Below are 18,897 nucleotides of genomic sequence, written 5' to 3'. Positions count from 1 at the left end.
CCGGCTGGTCAGTCGCCGGGCACCGCCGGGAACGCCTCCTTGGGCGCGCTCGTGGGCACGTACCCGCTCGTGGTGGGCGGCGTCGGCACCAGGTCCTTGTGGATGGCCTTGGCGACGTTCTGGATGGTGGCGACGCCGTAGTCCATGGTGCTGTTGTCCTGCGTCAGCACGGTGATCATGTAGTCGTGCCCGTTCCCGTTGAACGTGCCGACGCTGTGCACGCGCCAGCCGTGCGTGGCGCGCTGCAGCCAGCCGTTCTTGACGTGCACGGAAACACCCGAAGGCGCGCCCGCCGGGGTGCCCCAGCGCTGGGAGGAGACGACCTTCCCCATCAGCTTCAGGATATAGGCGCGGGAGTTGTCGCTCAGCACGGAGTTCTTGGCGGTGATGAGCTTGAGCAGCTTCTGCTCGTCCTGCACGGTGATCTGGGTCAGGCCCCAGTAGCCGTCCGCGCCCGGCTTGGTCTGGGTCATGCCGGCGGCCGCGAGGAAGCCCTTGATCTTCGTCAGGCCCAGCTGTCTCCACAGCGAACTGGTGGCGCTGTTGTCCGACTTGGTGATCATCGCCGTGGCGAGGGTGTTCTCGCGGTCGGTCAGATAGCGGTCGTGCTTCCTGGCGTCCCACAGCAGCGTGCCCAGCACGGTGACCTTGACGACACTGGCCGAGTCGTAGGCGCTGGTGGCGCGCAGCGAGCAGGTGGTGTTCGTGGAACGGTCGTAGAGGCCGACCGCGACGGTGCCCCTGCGGCCCGCGAGGGCCGCGGTGATGTCCTTCTGGAGCTTGGCCGCGAGGCCCGTCTTGCCCGACGTGCAGCTGACCGTCGGCGTCGTCGCCGCGGCGGGCGCGGCGGCCGCCGCGAACGGTATGAGCATCCCGGCGCCGAGGCTCGCAGAGAGCACACGGGCACGCCGGGACATCCGGTGAGTCATGGAAGTCCCATCCCTTGCGTGGATTCGTCATCCGTTGCATGGATTTGCTTACGTGCCCCAGGCACGTCCTGACCCTCATGACTCACAGGAGTGGGTCAAAGGTTGCACGGCCCCCGGCAGCCGCCCGGTCGGAGGCCGTTGCACGTTCTTCCTCTGGTCCCGTGGTCCCGGTGACCAGGTCCCGGTGGGCGCGCGTCAGTGCAGATGCGTCGGAGCGAACATGCGCAGCACCGCCGGGAGGACGACCACCGAAGGACCCGGCTCGGCGAGGGCCTTCGCCAGGTCCTCCTGAAGGGTCTCGGGCGTCGTGCGGACACCGGGGACACCGAACGACTCCGCCAGGGCCACGTAGTCCGGGCGGGCCAGTTCCGTCGCCGTGGCCTGGCCGAAGGCGTCCGTCATGTACTCGCGCAGGATGCCGTAGCCGCCGTCGTCGACGATCAGCCAGGTCACGTGCAGGCCGTACTGCCGTGCCGTCGCCAGCTCGGCGATCGAGTACAGCGCGCCGCCGTCGCCCGAGACCGCCAGGACAGGGCGCGTGGGGTCGGCCGCGGCGGCGCCGAGCGCGGCCGGGAAGCCGTAGCCGAGGCCGCCCGCTCCCTGAGCCGAGTGCATCGTGTTCGTCCCCCGGGGGTCGAACGCCGACCACGCCCAGTACGCCAGGATCGTCATGTCCCAGAAGGACGGCGAGTCGGCGGGCAGGGCGCGCCGCACCGACGCCAGCAGGTGCTGCTCCAGGGTCAGTTCCTGGGACGCGATCCGGTCGGCGACCCGCGCGAGCAGCGCCCGTACGCGCTCCGCGGCCGTGCCGTCCTCCCGTACGGACACCGTCTCCACCAGCGCCTGCAACGCCAGGCGCGCGTCCGCGTGGATGCCCAGGGCGGGGTGGTTGGACTCCAGCTTGCCCAGATCCGCCTCGATCTGGACGACCCGGCCGCGGGGCTTGAACGTGTGGTAGTTCGACGACAGCTCACCGAGGCCCGAGCCGACCACCAGCAGCACGTCCGCGTCCTCGAGGAAGTCCGTGGTGTGGCGGTCCTCCAGCCAGGACTGGAGGGAGAGGGGGTGCTCCCACGGGAAGGCGCCCTTGCCGCCGAAGGTGGTGACGACGGGGGCGTTGAGTTTCTCGGCGAGCTGGAGGAGCTTGCCCGTCGCGTCCGCCCGGACCACTCCCCCGCCCGCGATGATCGCCGGGCGGGACGCCTTCGACAGCAGGTCGGCGGCGACGGCGGTCAGTTCGGGGCGCGGGGCCAGGTCCTCCGGCGTCGCGTCCACCGCCGTCACCACGGGCAGGCTCGTCTCCGCCAGCAGCACGTCCTGGGGGATCTCCACCCACACCGGCCCGTGCGGAGCGGTCAGCGCCGACTTCCACGCCGCCGCGATCGCCGACGGGATCTGCGACTGCGTGCGGACCGTGTGGACCGACTTCACCACGCCCCGGAACGAGGCCGCCTGGTCGGGGAGTTCGTGCAGATAACCGTGGCGGCCGCCGCCCAGACCGGCGGTCGGGATCTGGCTGCTGATGGCCAGGACGGGGGCGCTGGCCGCCACCGCCTCCTGGAGCGCGGCCAGGGAGGTGAGGGCCCCCGGGCCGGTCGACAGCAGCAGCGGCGCGGCCTCGCCGGTGATCCGGCCGTAGGCGTCCGCCGCGAAGCCCGCGTTGTTCTCCACGCGCAGGCCCACATAGCGAAGCTCCGAGCGGCGCAGGGCGTCGAACATGCCGAGGGCGTGCTGGCCGGGCAGACCGAAGACGGTTGTCGCGCCCAGCCCGGCCAGGGTCTCCACGACCAGGTCTCCGCCGTTGCGGCCGGGGGGAGGGTTGAGCGCGGCCTCCGTCTGAACGGACGTCGGGCGGAGCACCAGGTCGTGGTCGTGCGTCACTTGGTCTCGGTCTCCTCGGGAATCAGGAGGTGCGGGCCGCCGCGATCTGGCGGCTCATGATGGTGGTCAGTTCGTACGCGGTGTGCGAGGCGGCCACCGACGTGATCTCCGCGTGGTCGTATGCGGGGGCCACCTCGACGACGTCCGCCGACACCAGGTTGCACGAAGCCAGTCCGCGCAGGATCTCCAGGAGCTCGCGCGAGGTCATGCCGCCGGCCTCGGGGGTGCCGGTGCCGGGGGCGTGCGCGGGGTCGAGGCAGTCGATGTCGATGGAGATGTACAGCGGGCGGTCGCCGATGCGCTGGCGCAGCTGGTCGGCGACCTCGTCCGCGCCGCGCCGGTAGACGTCGGCGGACGTGACGATGCCGAAGCCCATCTTCTCGTCGTCCGTGAGGTCCTGCTTGCCGTAGAGCGGGCCGCGGGTGCCGACGTGGGAGAGCGCGGAGGTGTCGAGGATGCCCTCCTCGACGGCGCGGCGGAACGGGGTGCCGTGCGTGTACTCGGCGCCGAAGTAGGTGTCCCAGGTGTCGAGGTGGGCGTCGAAGTGGAGCAGGGCGACCGGGCCGTGCTTCTTGGCGACGCTCCTCAGCAGGGGCAGCGCGATCGTGTGGTCGCCGCCGAGGGTCATCAGGCGGGCGCCCGTGCCGAGCAGTTCGTCGGCTGCGGCCTCGATGGTCTCCACGGCCTCGTTGATGTTGAACGGGTTCACGGCGATGTCGCCGCCGTCCGCGACCTGCGCGAGCGCGAAGGGGGAGGCGTCCTGCGCCGGGTTGTACGGGCGCAGCAGGCGGGACGCCTCACGGATGGCGTTGCCGCCGAAGCGAGCGCCTGGGCGGTAGGAGACGCCCGAGTCGAAGGGCACACCGACCACTGCGACGTCCGCGGTGCCGACCTCGTCGAGGCGGGGCAGCCGGGCGAAGGTCGCGGGGCCCGCGTACCGCGGGATGCGGGACGAGTCGACGGGTCCGCGGGGTGCGCCTGCTGCGGGGTTCTCGGTGCTGCTCATCGTCGGACTCCTCCGGGTCATGCCGGTGTTGCGGGTTTCTTCCAGTGTCGCGGACCCCGGTGCGGGACCCGCACGGTCCGGCCGCCGCACGGCGGCCGGACCGAAGCGTCGGGGCCTAGGCGCCCACCGTCGCGGGCTCCTCCACGGCCGGCGCGCCGCGGCCCGCGAGCCGCTCGCGCCAGGCGGCCAGCACGGCCTCGTCGGTCGGCTTCGTCACCAGCGACACCACGACGTACGCGGCCAGCGAGGCGAGCAGGCCGTAGTAGACGGGCTCGTTGGCGAGGATGCCGTAGGAGGCCATCAGGGCGATGACGGCGAGACCGCCGACGGCGACCGAGGCGAGCGCGCCCTGCACGGTGCCGCGCTTCCACAGCAGTCCGCCCAGGATCGGGACCAGCAGTCCGCCGACGAGCAGGTTGTACGCGACGGTCAGCGCCTCGACCACGTTGTTCAGCGCGATGGCCGTACCGATCACGGCGAGGCCCATGAGCAGGATGAAGACGCGGTTGCCCTTGACCTCGTCGTGCGCGCCCTCGTCCCGGCGTACGGCACCGCGCAGTCGCGACCATATGTCGTTGTTGGCGACGGTCGCACACGCGATAAGGGCGCCGGAAGAGGTCGACATCACCGCGGCGAGCGCGGCGGCCAGAACCAACCCTCGCACTCCGATGGGGAGTTCCTGCTTGACGATGGTCGCGAACGCCTCGTCCGGGCTGCCCAGCTTCGGGAACAGCACCTTGGCGGCGGTGCCGATGACGGCACCGGCGAGCGCGTACACCAGGCAGTAGGTGCCGGCGACCGTGCCGCCCCACTTGGCCGTCGTGTCGCTGCGGGCGGTGAACACGCGCTGCCAGATGTCCTGCCCGATCAGCATGCCGAACGTATAGATCAGGACGTAGGTGAAGATCGTCTCGCCGCCGATGCCCAGCGGGTCGAAGTACGTGGTCGGCAGCTTGGCCTTCATCTCGCTGAAGCCGCCCGCCCGGACGACCGCGATGGGCAGCAGCAGAAGCAGTACGCCGATGGTCTTCACCACGAACTGCACCATGTCGGTCAGCGTGATGGACCACATGCCGCCGAGCGTGGAGTAGGCGACGACGATGGAGCCGCCCAGGATGATCGCGACGGTCCGGTTCATGTCGAAGAGGACGTCGAAGATGGTGGCGTAGGCGATGGTCGAGGTGACCGCGAGCATGAGGGTGTAGGCCCACATGACCAGGCCCGAGATCACGCCGGCCCGGCCGCCGTACCTGAGATCGAGCATCTCGGAGACGGTGTAGACCTTCAGGCGGGCGATGCGCGCGGAGAAGAAGACGGAGAGGGCGAGCAGGCCGAGGCCGATGGTGAACACCATCCAGGCGCCGGAGAGCCCGTACTGGTAGCCGAGGCCGACACCGCCGATGGTGGACGCGCCGCCGAGGACGATCGCGGCCATGGTGCCGGAGTACATGGCGGGACCGAGGCGGCGGCCCGCGACCAGGAACTCGCTCTTGGACCTGGCGCGGCGCATACCCCACCAGCCCATGGCCAGCATGCCGGCCAGATAGACGACGATCACTGTGTAGTCGACGGCCATGTGGGGCCCTCCTTCGCGCACATTCCGGTGGCGTGTCGTGCAGATGGGTGGGGTTTTCCTGGGGACAGGGACGTCGGCAGCGGATCGCGGGGACATCCGCCCGTACCCGCGGCTGCCGGTCTGGACAGAGACTAAGTGGCCGGAAAGCGACTGCGAAGTGTACGTTTCATCCATCCGAACCGAGTGGGATGGAGGAACCGTCCACCATGCCGGACCTGCCACCCCCGACCGGGCCCCCGACCGGATCCCCGACCGGCCCTCCTGCCGCCCCGGCGGTACCGCCCACGCCCCCGGTACCGCTGACGGCCCTGCTCGCCCGGGAGGACCTGGCCCTGCGGCAGATCGCCGGGCCGACAAATCCCGGCATCGTGATCCACTGGGCGCACACGTCGGAGATGGCCGACCCCTATCCGTACCTGCTGGGCGGTGAGCTGCTGCTGACGGCGGGCGTGCACATCCCCGAGGCGGCGGGCCCGGACGGGAGTGCGGGGGAGAAGCCGGGACTGGGGACCTACTTCGACGACTACGTCTCCCGGATCGTGGCGGCGGGCGGCGCGGCGCTCGGTTTCGGCCTGGCCCCGGTGCACGACACCGTGCCGCGGGCTCTGGTGGCGGCCTGCGAGCACCACGGGCTGCCGCTGCTCGAGGTACCGCCGCAGACCACGTTCTCGGGTGTGGCCCGGGCGGTGTGGCAGCTGATGGCGCAGGCCCGTCTCGCGGAGCTGCGCCGCGTCACGGAGGCCCAGCAGAGCCTGGCCGCGGCGGCCTCCCGGCCGGACCCGGTGCCCTCGGTACTGCGTCAGCTGGCCCAGCGGGTGGCGGGCTGGTCGGTGCTCTACGGCCCGGACGGCACGCGGATCGCGGCGGCGGGGCGGGGGCCGGAGACCGAGGCGCGGGAGGCGATGGCGGAGCTGGCGCGGGAGGCGATGGCGGAGCTGGCGCGGGTGGTGCGGCCCGTCGCGGGGGGCCGCCCCTCCCCCTCCTCGGCCACCGACACCGTCGCCGGCACCCACCTCGCCGCCTACGCCCTCGCTCCCGGCCGGGGCTTCGTCCTCGGTGTCGCGTCCCCGCAGCGCGATCCCGGGGACCACACCATCGCCTCGGTCGCCGCGGTCCTGCTCTCCCTGCTGACCGGCGAGCACCAGAGCGGCGCGGGCGCGGCCCGTTCGTCGGCGCTCGTACGGCTGCTGCTGGGAGCCGCACCCGAGTCGGTCGCGCCGCTGCTCGGGGAGGGGCGGTGGATCGTCGTGCACGCCCGCCCGGACGCCGGGGCCCCCGGGGCCGTGGAGCCGCGCCCGGATGACGCCGGCCCGCACGACGCCGTGGCCGCCTCCGCGCTGGGCGCCGCGCTCGGATCCCCGCTGGTCGACCTCGGGGACGGGGCCGTACGGGTCCTCGTCCCGGCCGACCGGGAACCGGCCCCGCTGCCCGGCTGGACCCTGGGGGTGAGCGCCGCCGTCCCCCCGGGCGACTGGGCCGCCGCCGACACCCAGGCGGCCCGGGCGCTGGCCCGCGCCCGCGCCACCCGCGCTCCGCTGGTGCGCCACGGGGAGCGCACGGGCCTGGCCGACCTGGTCCCGGCCGCGCAGGCCGAGCTGCACGCCCGCACCCTGCTCGCGCCGATCGCCCAAACGCCCGCTCTCGTCGAGACCCTGCGTACCTGGCTCTCCCTGCACGGCAGCTGGGACCGCACGGCGGTCGCCCTGTCGGTCCACCGCAACACCGTGCGACAGCGCATCGCCCGGTGTACGGCGCTGCTGGACGCCGACCTGGACGACCCGGACGTACGGATGGAACTGTGGTTCGCGTTGCAGCAGATCGCGCAGCGCTGAGCGGCCGCGCCCGGCGCCGAGTGACGCACGTCCCACGCTGCGGAACAACGGCCGGCCCTGCGGAGCACGACGGCAGAATGGGTGCCATGCCGATACCCGGGACCCCCAGCCGCGCCGAGCTCGTCGACCACCTCGTACGGACCCGTGTCGCGGGCGACGTCGCCACTCCCCGTGAGAACAACCTCTCCCACTACCGCAAGCTCTCGAACGGCGACCGGAGCTTCTGGTTCGGCCTGGAACTGGGGGACCGCTGGAGCGACGAGCAGGACGTGCTCGCGGTCATGGCGGAGCGCTGCGGGGTGAACGACGACCCCGAGTACCGCTACGGCCAGGACACCATCGACCCGGAACTGACCGTCGACGCCCTGGAGCGCCTGGCGGCCCGGCTGCGCAAGGCCGCCGACGGCGAGCAGCGCGTGCTGCTGGCCACCGGCCACCCCGGCGGGCTCCTCGACGTCCACCGGGCCACCGCCGCCGCGCTGCGCGCCGCCGGCTGCGAGATAGTCGTGATCCCCGACGGGCTCCAGACGGACGAGGGGTATGTCATGCAGTTCGCCGACGTGGCCGTGCTGGAGCACGGTGCCACGCTCTGGCACACGCACTCCGGCGAGCCGATGCGCGCGATCCTGAAGGGCCTCGAGGCGGAGGGCCGCCCGCTGCCCGACCTCGTCGTCGCCGACCACGGCTGGACGGGCTGCGCGGGTCAACTGGGCCTCGACTCCGTCGGCTACGCCGACTGCAACGACCCGGCCCTCTTCCTGGCGGAGGCCGAGGGCACCGTCCAGGTGACGGTCCCCCTCGACGACCACGTCACGAGCCCCCGCCACTACGACCCGCTGACGGCGTATCTGCTCAACACGGCGGGGCTGGCCTGACCGACCCGGAGCCGATCCGCGGCGAGCGAGTCCCGTCCGGTGGGAGCGTGGCCCCGTCCCGTGGCATCACCACGGAACGCGGACCACGCCCTCCTGGATCACCGAGATCGCCAGGCGGCCGTCCTGGGTGTAGATACGGGCCTGGCCGAGGCCGCGGCCGCCGTGCGCGGACGGGGACTCCTGGTCGTAGAGCAGCCACTCGTCGGCCCGGAAGGGGCGGTGGAACCACATGGCGTGGTCCAGGGAGGCGCCGACGACATCGCCGACGGCCCAGCCGCCGCGCCCGTGCGCGAGCAGCACCGAGTCCAGGAGCGTCATGTCGGAGACGTACGTCGCCAGCACCACGTGCAGCAGGGGGTCGTCCGTGAGCTTGCCGTTGGTGCGGAACCACACCTGGGAGTGCGGCTCGCGCGGTTCGCCGAACTTCCCGTACGGCGGCTCGTCGACGTAGCGCAGGTCGATCGCCTCGCGGGCCTCCAGGAACCGCTCCACCACCTGGGCATCGAGGTGGTCGTAGGAGCGCAGCCGCTCCTGGGAGGTGGGCAGGGTGACCGGGTCGGGCGCGGGCGGCATCGGTGCCTGGTGGTCGAGGCCCTCCTCGTCCGTCTGGAACGACGCGGACAGCGTGAAGATCGGCTTGCCGTGCTGTACGGCCACGACCCGGCGGGTGGTGAAGGACCGGCCGTCGCGGAGGCGGTCGACGCTGTAGACGATGGGCGCGCCCGGGTCGCCCATGCGCAGGAAGTACGCATGGAGGGAGTGGGCGAGCCGGTCCCCGGGGACCGTGCGCCCGGCGGCGACCAGTGCCTGGGCCGCCACCTGTCCGCCGAAGACGCGGGGGACGACGGCGGACCGGGACCGGCCGCGATAGATGTTCTCCTCGATCTGCTCAAGGTCGAGCAGATCGAGGAGATCCTCTAGTGCCTGATTCATAGGGGAGTTGTATCCGCCGGTCGTTGCGCGGCTTACAGACCCATGTCCTTGGCGATGATCGACTTCATGATCTCGCTGGTGCCGCCGTAGATACGGTTGACGCGGTTGTCGGCGTACAGGCGGGCGATCGGGTACTCGTTCATGAAGCCGTAGCCGCCGTGCAGCTGGAGGCAGCGGTCGATCACACGGTGGGCGACCTCGGTGCAGAAGAGCTTGGCGGAGGCGGCCTCGGCGGGGGTCAGCTCACCGGCGTCGAGGGCCTCGGTCGCGCGGTCGGCGACGGCCTCGGCCGCGTCCACCTCGGCCTGGCAGGCGGCCAGCTCGAACTTGGTGTTCTGGAAGGCGGCGACGGGCTGGCCGAAGACGGTGCGCTGCTGGACGTAGTCCTTGGCGAACCGGACGGCGGCCTTGGCCTGCGCGTAGGCGCCGTAGGCGATGCCCCAGCGCTCGGAGGCCAGGTTGTGGCCGAGGTAGTAGAAGCCCTTGTTCTCCTCGCCGAGGAGGTCCTCGACGGGGACCTTGACGTCGACGAACGCCAGCTCGGCGGTGTCGGAGGTCTTCAGGCCCAGCTTGTCGAGCTTGCGGCCGATCGAGTAGCCCTCGGCCTTGGTGTCGACGACGAAGAGGGAGATGCCGTAGCGGCGGTCCTCGGCGGTGGGGGCGGCGGTACGCGCGCAGACGATCATGCGGTCGGCGTGCACGCCACCGGTGATGAAGGTCTTGGCGCCGTTGAGGACGTAGTGCGTGCCGTCCTCGGAGAGCTTGGCGGTGGTCTTCATGCCCGCGAGGTCGGAGCCGGTGCCCGGCTCGGTCATCGCGATGGCCCACATCTCCTCGCCGGCGACGAACTTCGGCAGGTAGCGCTTCTTCTGCTCGTCGGTGGCGAGCAGCTTGATGTACGGCAGACCGAGCAGCACATGCACGCCGGAGCCGCCGAAGGTGATGCCGGCGCGGGCGGTCTCCTCGTAGAGGACCGCCTCGAACTTGTACGAGTCGATGCCGGCGCCGCCGTACTCCTCGTCGACGCGGATGCCGAATATGCCCAGCTCGGCGAGCTTGTAGTAGAAGTCGCGCGGCGCCTGGCCGGCGGCGAGCCATTCGTCGTAGACCGGAACGACCTCGGCCTCGATGAAGGCGCGCAGGGTCTCCCGGAACGCCTCGTGATCCTCGTTGAACACCGTACGGCGCACGACGCCACCTCCACCTGATCTGTCTAAGCGCTTGCTCAGACTTCACCGTACCGGCGGGTAGGAACCGTCGTCCAGATCAACCAATGGGTAACGCTCGTCACGCTTGCGGAGCAGCCGGCTCAGTCCGTCCCGGCCGCCTCGAAGGCGCCCCTCGCCATCCGGTGCAGCAGCTCGGCCGTCGCGCCGCGCCCCGGCAGCGAGCCCGGGCGCCCCAGATGCGGCGTCGAGTTGAGCAGGCCGAACACCGAGTGCACCGCCGAGCGGGCGGTCGGCTCGGCCAGGCCGGGGTACACCTCCCGGACGATCTCCACCCACAGCTCGACGTACTGCCGCTGGAGCTGACGCACGAGCTTGCGGTCGCTGTCGCGGAGGCGGTCCAGCTCCCGGTCGTGCAGGGTGATCAGGGGACGGTCGTCGAGCGCGAAGTCGATGTGCCCTTCGATCAGCGAGTCGAGGACCGCTCCGGCGTCACGGTCCGGGGAGTTGCCCTCGGCCTCGGCGACCCGCCGTCTCGCCCCGGTCAGCAGCTGCCCGCTGATACCCACGAGCAGCTCGGCGAGCATCGCGTCCTTGCCCGCGAAGTGCCGGTACAGACCGGGCCCGCTGATGCCGACCGCGGCCCCTATCTCGTCGACGCCGACGCCGTGGAAGCCGCGCTCGGCGAACAGCCGCGCGGCCTCCTTGAGGATCTGCTCGCGACGGGTGGGCGCGTCGGTTCTCGTGGCCATGAAAACGATTCTAGACACGGAGGTTAGCGGTCGTTAACCTGAAGGAAATGCGTTAACGCTCATTAACAACGTGAGGGGACCGCAGGATGCAGGAGGCACCGGAGCTGACGAGCGCGGCAGACCCCGCGTCGGAGGCCTGGCGGGCCAACGAGGAGGCGCACCGCGCCCTGGGCGAGGAGCTGCGCGCCAAGCTGGCCGCGGCCCGGCTGGGCGGCGGCGAGAAGGCACGCGCACGCCATACCGCGCGCGGCAAGCTGCTGCCGCGTGACCGCGTGGACACCCTGCTGGACCCGGGGTCGCCCTTCCTCGAGCTGGCACCCCTCGCGGCCGACGGGATGTACGACGGGCAGGCCCCGGCCGCCGGGGTGATCGCCGGGGTCGGGCGGGTCAGCGGCCGCGAGTGCGTGATCGTCGCCAACGACGCCACGGTCAAGGGCGGCACGTACTACCCGATGACGGTGAAGAAGCACCTGCGGGCCCAGGAGGTGGCGCTCGAGAACCGCCTCCCCTGTGTGTATCTGGTCGACTCCGGGGGCGCCTTCCTGCCCATGCAGGACGAGGTGTTCCCCGACCGGGAGCACTTCGGACGGATCTTCTACAACCAGGCGCGGATGTCCGGTGCCGGGATCCCCCAGATCGCCGCCGTGCTCGGATCCTGCACGGCCGGCGGGGCCTATGTCCCGGCGATGAGCGACGAGGCCGTGATCGTGCGCAACCAGGGCACGATCTTCCTGGGCGGCCCGCCGCTGGTGAAGGCGGCCACCGGTGAGGTGGTGAGCGCCGAGGAGCTGGGCGGCGGCGAGGTCCACTCGCGGGTGTCGGGCGTGACCGACCACCTGGCGGAGGACGACGCGCACGCGCTGCGGATCGTGCGGACCATCGTCTCCACGCTCCCCGCGCGCGGGGAGCTGCCCTGGGAGGCCGTCCCCTCCGTCGAGCCGAAGCTCGATCCCTCCGGGCTGTACGGAGCGGTCCCGGTCGACTCCCGCACGCCGTACGACGTCCGCGAGGTCATCGCGCGCGTAGTGGACGCCTCTCGCTTCGCCGAGTTCAAGGCGGAGTTCGGGCAGACCCTCGTCACCGGCTTCGCCCGTATCCACGGCCACCCGGTCGGGATCGTCGCCAACAACGGCATCCTGTTCTCCGAGTCCGCCCAGAAGGGCGCCCACTTCATCGAGCTGTGCGACCAGCGCGGCATCCCGCTGGTGTTCCTCCAGAACATCTCCGGCTTCATGGTCGGCCGTGACTACGAGGCGGGCGGCATCGCCAAGCACGGCGCCAAGATGGTCACGGCGGTCGCCTGCACCCGCGTGCCGAAGCTCACGGTCGTCATCGGCGGCTCCTTCGGCGCGGGCAACTACTCGATGTGCGGGCGGGCCTATTCTCCGCGCTTCCTGTGGATGTGGCCGAACGCCAAGATCTCGGTGATGGGCGGCGAGCAGGCCGCGTCAGTCCTCGCGACCGTCAAACGCGACCAGTTCGAGGCGCGCGGGGAGGCCTGGCCCGCGGAGGACGAGGAGGCCTTCAAGGACCCCATCCGCGCCCAGTACGAGCGCCAGGGGAACGCGTACTACGCGACGGCCCGCCTGTGGGACGACGGTGTGATCGACCCGCTGGAGACCCGGCAGGTGCTGGGACTGGCCCTGACGGCATGCGCCAATGCGCCCCTGGGCGAGCCCCAGTTCGGCGTCTTCAGGATGTGAGGGGGACCATGTTCGACACGGTGCTTGTGGCCAACCGGGGCGAGATCGCCGTACGTGTCATCCGCACGCTGCGGTCGATGGGCGTGCGCTCGGTGGCCGTCTTCTCCGACGCCGACGCCGACGCCCGCCACGTCCGGGAGGCCGATACGGCGGTACGGATCGGTCCGGCGCCCGCGGCCGAGAGCTATCTCTCGGTGGAGCGTCTGCTGGAGGCCGCCGCCCGGACCGGGGCCCAGGCGGTGCACCCCGGGTACGGCTTCCTCGCGGAGAACGCCGGGTTCGCGCGCGCGTGCGCGGAGGCGGGCCTGGTCTTCATCGGTCCTCCCGCTCAGGCGATCGCCCTGATGGGCGACAAGATCCGCGCCAAGGAGACGGTGCGCACGGCCGGGGTTCCGGTCGTCCCCGGCTCGAGCGGAAGCGGTCTCACGGACGACGAGCTGGCCGCCGCGGCTCATGAGATCGGCGTGCCGGTGCTGCTGAAGCCGAGCGCGGGTGGCGGCGGCAAGGGCATGCGGCTCGTCCGGGACCCGGCCGCGCTGGCGGACGAGATCGCCGCCGCCCGCCGCGAGGCCCGTGCCTCCTTCGGCGACGACACGCTGCTGGTCGAGCGCTGGATCGACCGCCCCCGCCATATCGAGATCCAGGTGCTGGCCGACGGCCACGGGAACGTGGTGCATCTGGGCGAGCGCGAGTGCTCCCTCCAGCGCCGCCACCAGAAGATCATCGAGGAGGCACCCAGTGTGCTCCTCGACGAGGCCACGCGCACCGCGATGGGCGAGGCGGCGGTGCAGGCGGCGCGCTCCTGCGGCTACCGGGGCGCGGGCACGGTGGAGTTCATCGTGCCGGGCGGTGATCCCTCGTCGTACTACTTCATGGAGATGAACACCCGCCTCCAGGTGGAGCACCCGGTCACCGAGCTGATCACGGGCCTGGACCTGGTGGAGTGGCAGCTGCGGGTGGCGGCGGGAGAGCCCCTGTCCTTCGAGCAGAAGGACATCACGCTCACCGGACACGCCGTCGAGGCCCGCATCTGCGCCGAGGACCCGGCCCGCGGCTTTCTCCCGTCCGGGGGCACCGTGCTGGCGCTGCGCGAGCCGCAGGGGGACGGGGTGCGCACCGACTCGGGCCTGACCGAGGGCACCGAGGTCGGCAGCCTGTACGACCCGATGCTGTCGAAGGTCGTCGCCTACGGCCCCGACCGCGCGACCGCCCTGCGCAAGCTGCGGGCGGCCCTGGCGGGGACGGTCAGCCTGGGCGTGCAGACCAACGCCGGTTTCCTGCGCCGTCTGCTGGCCCATCCGGCGGTCGTGGCGGGCGACCTGGACACGGGTCTGGTGGAGCGGGTGGTGGACACGCTGGTGACCACCGAGGTACCGGAGGAGGTCTACGAGGCCGCGGCGGCCGTTCGTCTGGAGGCGCTGAAGCCGCGCGGTGCGGGCTGGACCGATCCGTTCTCCGTGCCGAGCGGCTGGCGGCTCGGCGGCGAGCCCAGGCCGGCGGCGTTCTCCCTGCGGGTGTCCGACCCCGTCGAGTACACCCCGCGGGGCACTCACACCGTCACCGAGGACTCGGTGACGGTCGTCCTGGACGGTGTACGCCATACCTTCCGGCGGGCCGGGGACTGGCTGGGCCGCGACGGTGACGCCTGGAATGTGCGCGACCACGATGCGGTCGCCGCGTCGCTCACAAGGGCGGCCCACTCCGGCACGGAGTCGCTGACCGCGCCGATGCCCGGCACGGTGACCGTGGTGAAGGTGGCCGTCGGGGACGAGGTGGCGGCCGGGCAGAGCCTGCTGGTGGTCGAGGCGATGAAGATGGAGCACGTCATCTCCGCCCCGCACGCCGGGACCGTCGCCGAACTCGATGTCACCCCCGGCACGACGGTCGCCATGGACCAGGTGCTGGCCGTGATCGCACCGCACGAGGACGACAGCGAAGACCGCGAAGACCGCGAGGACACGGAGGCGGCGACATGACCGCTCAGGGGCTGCCCATGGTCGTGCCGTCCGAGGATCTCCCCCCGCGGGTCAGGATCCACGAGGTCGGCGCGCGCGACGGGCTTCAGAACGAGCAGCGCACGGTCCCGACGGAGGTCAAGGCGGAGTTCATCCGCCGGCTGGCCGACGCGGGCCTGTCGACCATCGAGGCCACCAGTTTCGTCCACCCCAAGTGGGTGCCCCAACTGGCGGACGCCGAGCAGCTGTTCCCGCTGGTGAGCGACCTGCCGGTGGCGCTTCCGGTCCTCGTGCCGAACGAACGCGGCCTGGACCGGGCCCTCGCGCTGGGCGCCCGCCGGATCGCCGTCTTCGCCAGCGCCACCGAGTCCTTCGCCAAGGCGAACCTCAACCGCACGGTGGACGAGGCCCTGGCGATGTTCGAGCCGGTCGTCCGGCGCGCGAAAGACCGGAAGGTGCACGTCCGCGGCTATCTGTCCATGTGCTTCGGCGACCCCTGGGAGGGCCCGGTCCCCATCCATCAGGTCGTCCGCGTCAGCAAGGCGCTGATGGACATGGGCTGCGACGAGCTGAGCCTGGGCGACACGATCGGCGTGGCGACACCGGGCCATGTCCTGAACCTGCTCTGCGCGCTGAACGAGGAGGGCGTGCCGACCAGCGCCATCGGCGTGCACTTCCACGACACCTACGGCCAGGCCCTCGCCAACACCCTGGCGGCGCTCCAGCACGGCGTGACGACGGTCGACGCCTCCGCGGGCGGCCTCGGCGGCTGCCCCTACGCCAAGTCCGCCACCGGGAACCTCGCCACCGAGGACCTGGTGTGGATGCTTCACGGCCTCGGCATCGAGACCGGGGTCGACCTCGGCCGGCTCACCGCCACGAGCGTGTGGATGGCCGCCCATCTGGACCGGCCCAGCCCGTCCCGCACCGTCCGAGCCCTCTCCCACAAGGAGTGACCCCCATGAACCACCACCTCTCCCCCGAGCTGGAGGAACTCCGGCGCACGGTCGAGGAGTTCGCGCACGATGTCGTGGCCCCCAAGATCGGTGACTTCTACGAGCGCCACGAGTTCCCGTACGAGATCGTCCGCGAGATGGGCCGCATGGGCCTGTTCGGGCTGCCGTTCCCGGAGGAGTACGGCGGCATGGGCGGTGACTACCTGGCGCTGGGGATCGCCCTGGAGGAACTCGCCCGGGTCGACTCCTCGGTGGCCATCACCCTGGAGGCGGGCGTCTCCCTGGGCGCGATGCCGGTCTACCGTTTCGGCACGGAGGACCAGAAGCGGGAGTGGCTCCCGCGGCTGTGCTCCGGGGAACTCCTGGGCGCTTTCGGCCTGACGGAGCCGGACGGCGGTTCGGACGCGGGTGCGACGCGTACGACGGCGCGGCTGGACACCGACACGAACGAATGGGTGATCAACGGCACGAAGTGCTTCATCACCAACTCGGGCACGGACATCACCGGCCTGGTGACCGTCACCGCGGTCACCAGCCGCACGCAGGACGGCCGTCCGCAGATCTCCTCGATCATCGTCCCGTCCGGCACACCCGGCTTCACGGTGGCGCCCCCCTACTCCAAGGTGGGCTGGAACGCGTCGGACACCCGTGAGCTGTCCTTCGCGGACGTGCGTGTCCCGGCCGAGAACCTGCTGGGCGAGGAGGGCCGCGGCTACGCCCAGTTCCTGCGCATCCTGGACGAGGGCCGGATCGCGATCTCCGCCCTGGCGACGGGCCTGGCGCAGGGTTGTGTGGACGAGTCGGTGAAGTACGCGAAGCAACGCCATGCGTTCGGACGTCAGATCGGCGCGTACCAGGCGATCCAGTTCAAGATCGCCGACATGGAGATGAAGGCCCACACGGCCCGCCTGGCCTGGCGCGACGCGGCGTCCCGTCTGGTCTCCGGGGAGCCGTTCAAGAAGGAGGCGGCCCTGGCGAAGCTCTACTCGTCCACGGTCGCCGTCGACAACGCCCGCGACGCCACCCAGATCCACGGCGGCTACGGCTTTATGAACGAGTATCCGGTGGCCCGTATGTGGCGTGACTCCAAGATCCTGGAGATCGGCGAGGGCACGAGCGAGGTCCAGCGCATGCTGATCGCCCGGGAACTGGGGCTGGCGGGCTGAGCCCACGGCAGCGACGAGGGGCCCGCGACAACCACTGGAACCCAAGCACAGGGGTGGGCCCCTTCGCGTATGAGGGGCGGTCAGGCGCCGCGTCCCCACCCCCTGGACATGCAGTTAGGTTAGGCTAACCTATCTTCGAACTCGTCCTGCGGATGTTCCGCCCTGTTCGAAGGCAGCACACTTATGTCCCATGCCCGTGCCACACGTCTCACCCGTCGCGGCATCCTGGCCGCCGGCGGTGTCCTCGGCCTCGGTGCCGTGCTCGCGGCCTGCGGGGACGACAAGGGCAAAAACGAACGCTCCGCCGGCGGAAAGGGCGCGGGCAAGGCCGGCCCCTGGTCGTTCAAGGACGACCGAGGGCAGACCTCGAAGACGGACAAGGTCCCCACGGACATCGTGGCGTTCATCGGCGTCGCCGCCGCGCTGCACGACTACGGCGTCGGCGTGAAGGGCGTCTTCGGCCCGACGAAGACCAAGGACGGCAAGGCCGACGTACAGGCCGGCGACCTCGACATCGGCAAGGTCGCGGTCCTCGGCGACGAGTGGGGCCAGTTCAACATCGAGAAGTACGCGGCCCTCGCCCCCGACCTGCTCGTCACCACGATGTTCGACGGCGCCGGGACGCTGTGGTACGTCCCGGAGGAGTCCACGAAGAAGGTCCTCGCCGTGGGCGCCCCCAGCGTCGGCATCTCCGTCTACGACCGCCGGCTCACCGAGCCGCTCCAGCGGATGCTGGAGCTCGCGAAGTCGCTCGGCGCGGACACCGCTTCCGCGAAGACCGCCCAGGCGAAGAAGCGGTTCGAGGACGCGGCCGCCCGGCTGCGCGCGGCCACCAAGGCCAACCCCGGCATCAAGGTGCTGGCGGGCTCCGCGAGCCAGGACGTCTTCTATGTCTCCGGCTCCAACCTCTCCATCGACCTGGAGTACTTCAAGGCCCTCGGCGTGAACTTCGTCGAGCCGCCCGCCTCCGCCCTGAAGGCCAGCGGCGGCTGGTTCGAGAACCTGAGCTGGGAGAACGTCGACAAGTACCGGGCCGACATCATCATGATGGACAACCGCGGCTCGGCCATCCAGCCCGCCGACATCACCGAGGCGACCTGGAAGAAGCTTCCCGCGGTCAAGGCGGGCCAGGTCATCCCCCGCAACCCCGAGCCGATCCTGTCGTACGACAAGTGCGCCCCGCTGCTCGAGGACCTCGCCAAGGCCATCGAGACGGCCAAGAAGGTCGGCTGACGCCCCCTGACGGCACCTCAGGAGCACCTATGACGACGGCCGTGGCCGCCCCGTTCCGTTTCTTCTCCCTTCAGGTCGCACGGACGAGGCGGCTCGGCCCGTCCGTCGTCCGTATCACCTTCGCGGGGGACGACCTGCGCGCGTTCCACTCCGACGGACGCGACCAGAGTCTGTCCCTCTTCCTTCCGCATCCGGGCCAGAGCGAGCCCGCCGTGCCGATCGAGCTCGGCGACCTCTGGTGGCAGGGCTGGCGCGAACTGCCCGACGAAGTACGGGCGGTGATGCGCTCGTACACCCTGCGGGCCCTGCGGCGCGAGCCCGGCGAACCCGATGAGATCGACATCGACTTCGTGCTGCACGGCGTGGAGCCGGGCGCCCATGGCCCGGCGGGCCCGGCCTCTCGCTGGGCCTCCCGGGCCGCCCCCGGCGACCGCGTCGTCCTGCTCGGCCCGGCAGTCGAGGACAACCGTGCGATCCGCTTCCGTCCGCCCGAGGACACCGACCTGGTGCTGATCTGGGCCGACGAGACCGCCGTGCCCGCCGCCTGCGCGATCCTCGAGTGGCTGCCCGCGGGCACCCGCGCCCGCGTCTGGCTGGAAGCGGCCCACGCAGGTGACATCCAGGACCTCGCGACCGAGGCCGACGCCGAGATCACCTGGCTCGTCCGCGGCGCGGAGGACCCCACCGCGCTCGAGTCGCTGCGGAGCGCCGAACTCCCGAGCGCGCAGGCCCCGTACGTCTGGATCGCGGGCGAGTCCGGCCGGGTCAAGGAGCTGCGCCGGCACTTCGTCGGCGAGCGCGGGATCGACCGCCGGCGCGTCACCTTCGTCGGCTACTGGCGCCAGGGGCTGAGCGAGGAGCAGCTGCGCGCCGAGGAGTGACGCCGGTCACCCGCGGCGTGGTTTTCCGAGATCGAACTTAGGTTAGGCTAACC

The 18,897-nt window shown here is 71.3% G+C and carries 15 protein-coding genes; 8 read left to right on the top strand and 7 right to left on the bottom strand.

Annotated features, from left to right (window positions below; all coding sequences use genetic code 11):
- Positions 1-8: 8 nt before the first annotated feature.
- From ABZ876_RS21425 to ABZ876_RS21410, 4 genes are all read right to left on the bottom strand, one after another.
- Positions 9-929, bottom strand: a complete 921-nt coding sequence (locus tag ABZ876_RS21425; RefSeq protein ID WP_361783320.1) for a serine hydrolase — start codon at positions 927-929, stop codon at positions 9-11.
- Between the two features lie 195 nt (positions 930-1,124).
- Positions 1,125-2,810 carry a thiamine pyrophosphate-binding protein gene (locus ABZ876_RS21420; RefSeq protein ID WP_361783317.1) on the bottom strand — a complete coding sequence of 562 codons (1,686 nt, stop codon included), beginning with the start codon at positions 2,808-2,810 and terminating at the stop codon, positions 1,125-1,127.
- A gap of 22 nt (positions 2,811-2,832) precedes the next feature.
- A complete protein-coding gene (gene speB, locus ABZ876_RS21415; protein ID WP_361783314.1) occupies positions 2,833-3,816 on the bottom strand; it encodes an agmatinase in 984 nt (327 codons plus the stop codon).
- 115 nt (positions 3,817-3,931) lie between these two features.
- Positions 3,932-5,392, bottom strand: a complete 1,461-nt coding sequence (locus ABZ876_RS21410) for a sodium:solute symporter (RefSeq protein WP_361783311.1) — start codon at positions 5,390-5,392, stop codon at positions 3,932-3,934.
- Positions 5,393-5,598: 206 nt separating this feature from the next.
- Between ABZ876_RS21410 and ABZ876_RS21405 the strand changes: the two genes are divergently transcribed.
- Positions 5,599-7,224, top strand: coding sequence for a helix-turn-helix domain-containing protein (locus ABZ876_RS21405; RefSeq protein WP_361783308.1), 1,626 nt, complete (start codon positions 5,599-5,601; stop codon positions 7,222-7,224).
- Positions 7,225-7,310: 86 nt separating this feature from the next.
- Positions 7,311-8,099, top strand: coding sequence for a phosphatase (locus ABZ876_RS21400; RefSeq protein ID WP_361783305.1), 789 nt, complete (start codon positions 7,311-7,313; stop codon positions 8,097-8,099).
- A 66-nt stretch (positions 8,100-8,165) separates the two neighbouring features.
- Here the strand turns inward: ABZ876_RS21400 and tesB are convergent, their stop codons facing one another.
- From tesB to ABZ876_RS21385, 3 genes are all read right to left on the bottom strand, one after another.
- On the bottom strand, positions 8,166-9,032 hold the full coding sequence (tesB, locus tag ABZ876_RS21395; protein ID WP_361783302.1) for an acyl-CoA thioesterase II: 867 nt from the start codon (positions 9,030-9,032) through the stop codon (positions 8,166-8,168).
- Between the two features lie 32 nt (positions 9,033-9,064).
- Positions 9,065-10,222 (bottom strand): acyl-CoA dehydrogenase family protein, encoded by a 1,158-nt coding sequence (locus ABZ876_RS21390; RefSeq protein WP_361783299.1) that lies wholly within the window; start codon positions 10,220-10,222, stop codon positions 9,065-9,067.
- A 119-nt stretch (positions 10,223-10,341) separates the two neighbouring features.
- Entirely contained in the window at positions 10,342-10,950 is a 609-nt protein-coding gene (locus ABZ876_RS21385) for a TetR/AcrR family transcriptional regulator (RefSeq protein WP_361783296.1), read from the bottom strand.
- Between the two features lie 86 nt (positions 10,951-11,036).
- Here ABZ876_RS21385 and ABZ876_RS21380 point away from each other — a divergent pair, with 86 nt between their 5' ends.
- The 6 genes from ABZ876_RS21380 (at position 11,037) to ABZ876_RS21355 (ending at position 18,844) form a co-directional block, all read left to right on the top strand.
- Positions 11,037-12,653 (top strand): carboxyl transferase domain-containing protein, encoded by a 1,617-nt coding sequence (locus tag ABZ876_RS21380; RefSeq protein WP_361783293.1) that lies wholly within the window; start codon positions 11,037-11,039, stop codon positions 12,651-12,653.
- A gap of 8 nt (positions 12,654-12,661) precedes the next feature.
- Positions 12,662-14,629 carry an acetyl/propionyl/methylcrotonyl-CoA carboxylase subunit alpha gene (locus tag ABZ876_RS21375; RefSeq protein WP_361783290.1) on the top strand — a complete coding sequence of 656 codons (1,968 nt, stop codon included), beginning with the start codon at positions 12,662-12,664 and terminating at the stop codon, positions 14,627-14,629.
- The gene (locus ABZ876_RS21370) at positions 14,626-15,564 is read left to right on the top strand and encodes a hydroxymethylglutaryl-CoA lyase (protein WP_361783288.1); all 939 of its coding nucleotides are present in this window, start codon (positions 14,626-14,628) and stop codon (positions 15,562-15,564) included. Before ABZ876_RS21375 ends, ABZ876_RS21370 begins: the two co-directional genes overlap by 4 nt.
- A gap of 5 nt (positions 15,565-15,569) precedes the next feature.
- Positions 15,570-16,730, top strand: coding sequence for an acyl-CoA dehydrogenase family protein (locus ABZ876_RS21365; protein ID WP_361783285.1), 1,161 nt, complete (start codon positions 15,570-15,572; stop codon positions 16,728-16,730).
- 183 nt (positions 16,731-16,913) lie between these two features.
- Positions 16,914-17,963 carry an ABC transporter substrate-binding protein gene (locus tag ABZ876_RS21360; RefSeq protein ID WP_361783282.1) on the top strand — a complete coding sequence of 350 codons (1,050 nt, stop codon included), beginning with the start codon at positions 16,914-16,916 and terminating at the stop codon, positions 17,961-17,963.
- A gap of 29 nt (positions 17,964-17,992) precedes the next feature.
- The gene (locus tag ABZ876_RS21355; RefSeq protein WP_361783279.1) at positions 17,993-18,844 is read left to right on the top strand and encodes a siderophore-interacting protein; all 852 of its coding nucleotides are present in this window, start codon (positions 17,993-17,995) and stop codon (positions 18,842-18,844) included.
- The last annotated feature ends 53 nt before the right edge of the window (positions 18,845-18,897 follow it).

It is taken from the genome of Streptomyces sp. NPDC046931 (assembly GCF_040644655.1).
GTDB lineage: Bacteria > Actinomycetota > Actinomycetes > Streptomycetales > Streptomycetaceae > Streptomyces.
The sequence above is the reverse complement of the archived record's forward strand: the minus strand, read 5'-3'. Positions and strand labels throughout refer to the sequence as shown.

Bases quoted from the DNA above. Each gene is read 5' to 3' on its own strand.
- tesB (WP_361783302.1), bottom strand. From the start codon at position 9,032: ATGAATCAGGCACTAGAGGATCTCCTCGATCTGCTCGACCTTGAGCAG.
- ABZ876_RS21410 (WP_361783311.1), bottom strand. From the start codon at position 5,392: ATGGCCGTCGACTACACAGTGATCGTCGTCTATCTGGCCGGCATGCTG.
- ABZ876_RS21425 (WP_361783320.1), bottom strand. From the start codon at position 929: ATGACTCACCGGATGTCCCGGCGTGCCCGTGTGCTCTCTGCGAGCCTC.
- ABZ876_RS21380 (WP_361783293.1), top strand. From the start codon at position 11,037: ATGCAGGAGGCACCGGAGCTGACGAGCGCGGCAGACCCCGCGTCGGAG.
- ABZ876_RS21385 (WP_361783296.1), bottom strand. From the start codon at position 10,950: ATGGCCACGAGAACCGACGCGCCCACCCGTCGCGAGCAGATCCTCAAG.
- ABZ876_RS21405 (WP_361783308.1), top strand. From the start codon at position 5,599: ATGCCGGACCTGCCACCCCCGACCGGGCCCCCGACCGGATCCCCGACC.
- ABZ876_RS21400 (WP_361783305.1), top strand. From the start codon at position 7,311: ATGCCGATACCCGGGACCCCCAGCCGCGCCGAGCTCGTCGACCACCTC.
- ABZ876_RS21365 (WP_361783285.1), top strand. From the start codon at position 15,570: ATGAACCACCACCTCTCCCCCGAGCTGGAGGAACTCCGGCGCACGGTC.
- ABZ876_RS21360 (WP_361783282.1), top strand. From the start codon at position 16,914: ATGTCCCATGCCCGTGCCACACGTCTCACCCGTCGCGGCATCCTGGCC.
- ABZ876_RS21355 (WP_361783279.1), top strand. From the start codon at position 17,993: ATGACGACGGCCGTGGCCGCCCCGTTCCGTTTCTTCTCCCTTCAGGTC.
- ABZ876_RS21370 (WP_361783288.1), top strand. From the start codon at position 14,626: ATGACCGCTCAGGGGCTGCCCATGGTCGTGCCGTCCGAGGATCTCCCC.
- speB (WP_361783314.1), bottom strand. From the start codon at position 3,816: ATGAGCAGCACCGAGAACCCCGCAGCAGGCGCACCCCGCGGACCCGTC.
- ABZ876_RS21375 (WP_361783290.1), top strand. From the start codon at position 12,662: ATGTTCGACACGGTGCTTGTGGCCAACCGGGGCGAGATCGCCGTACGT.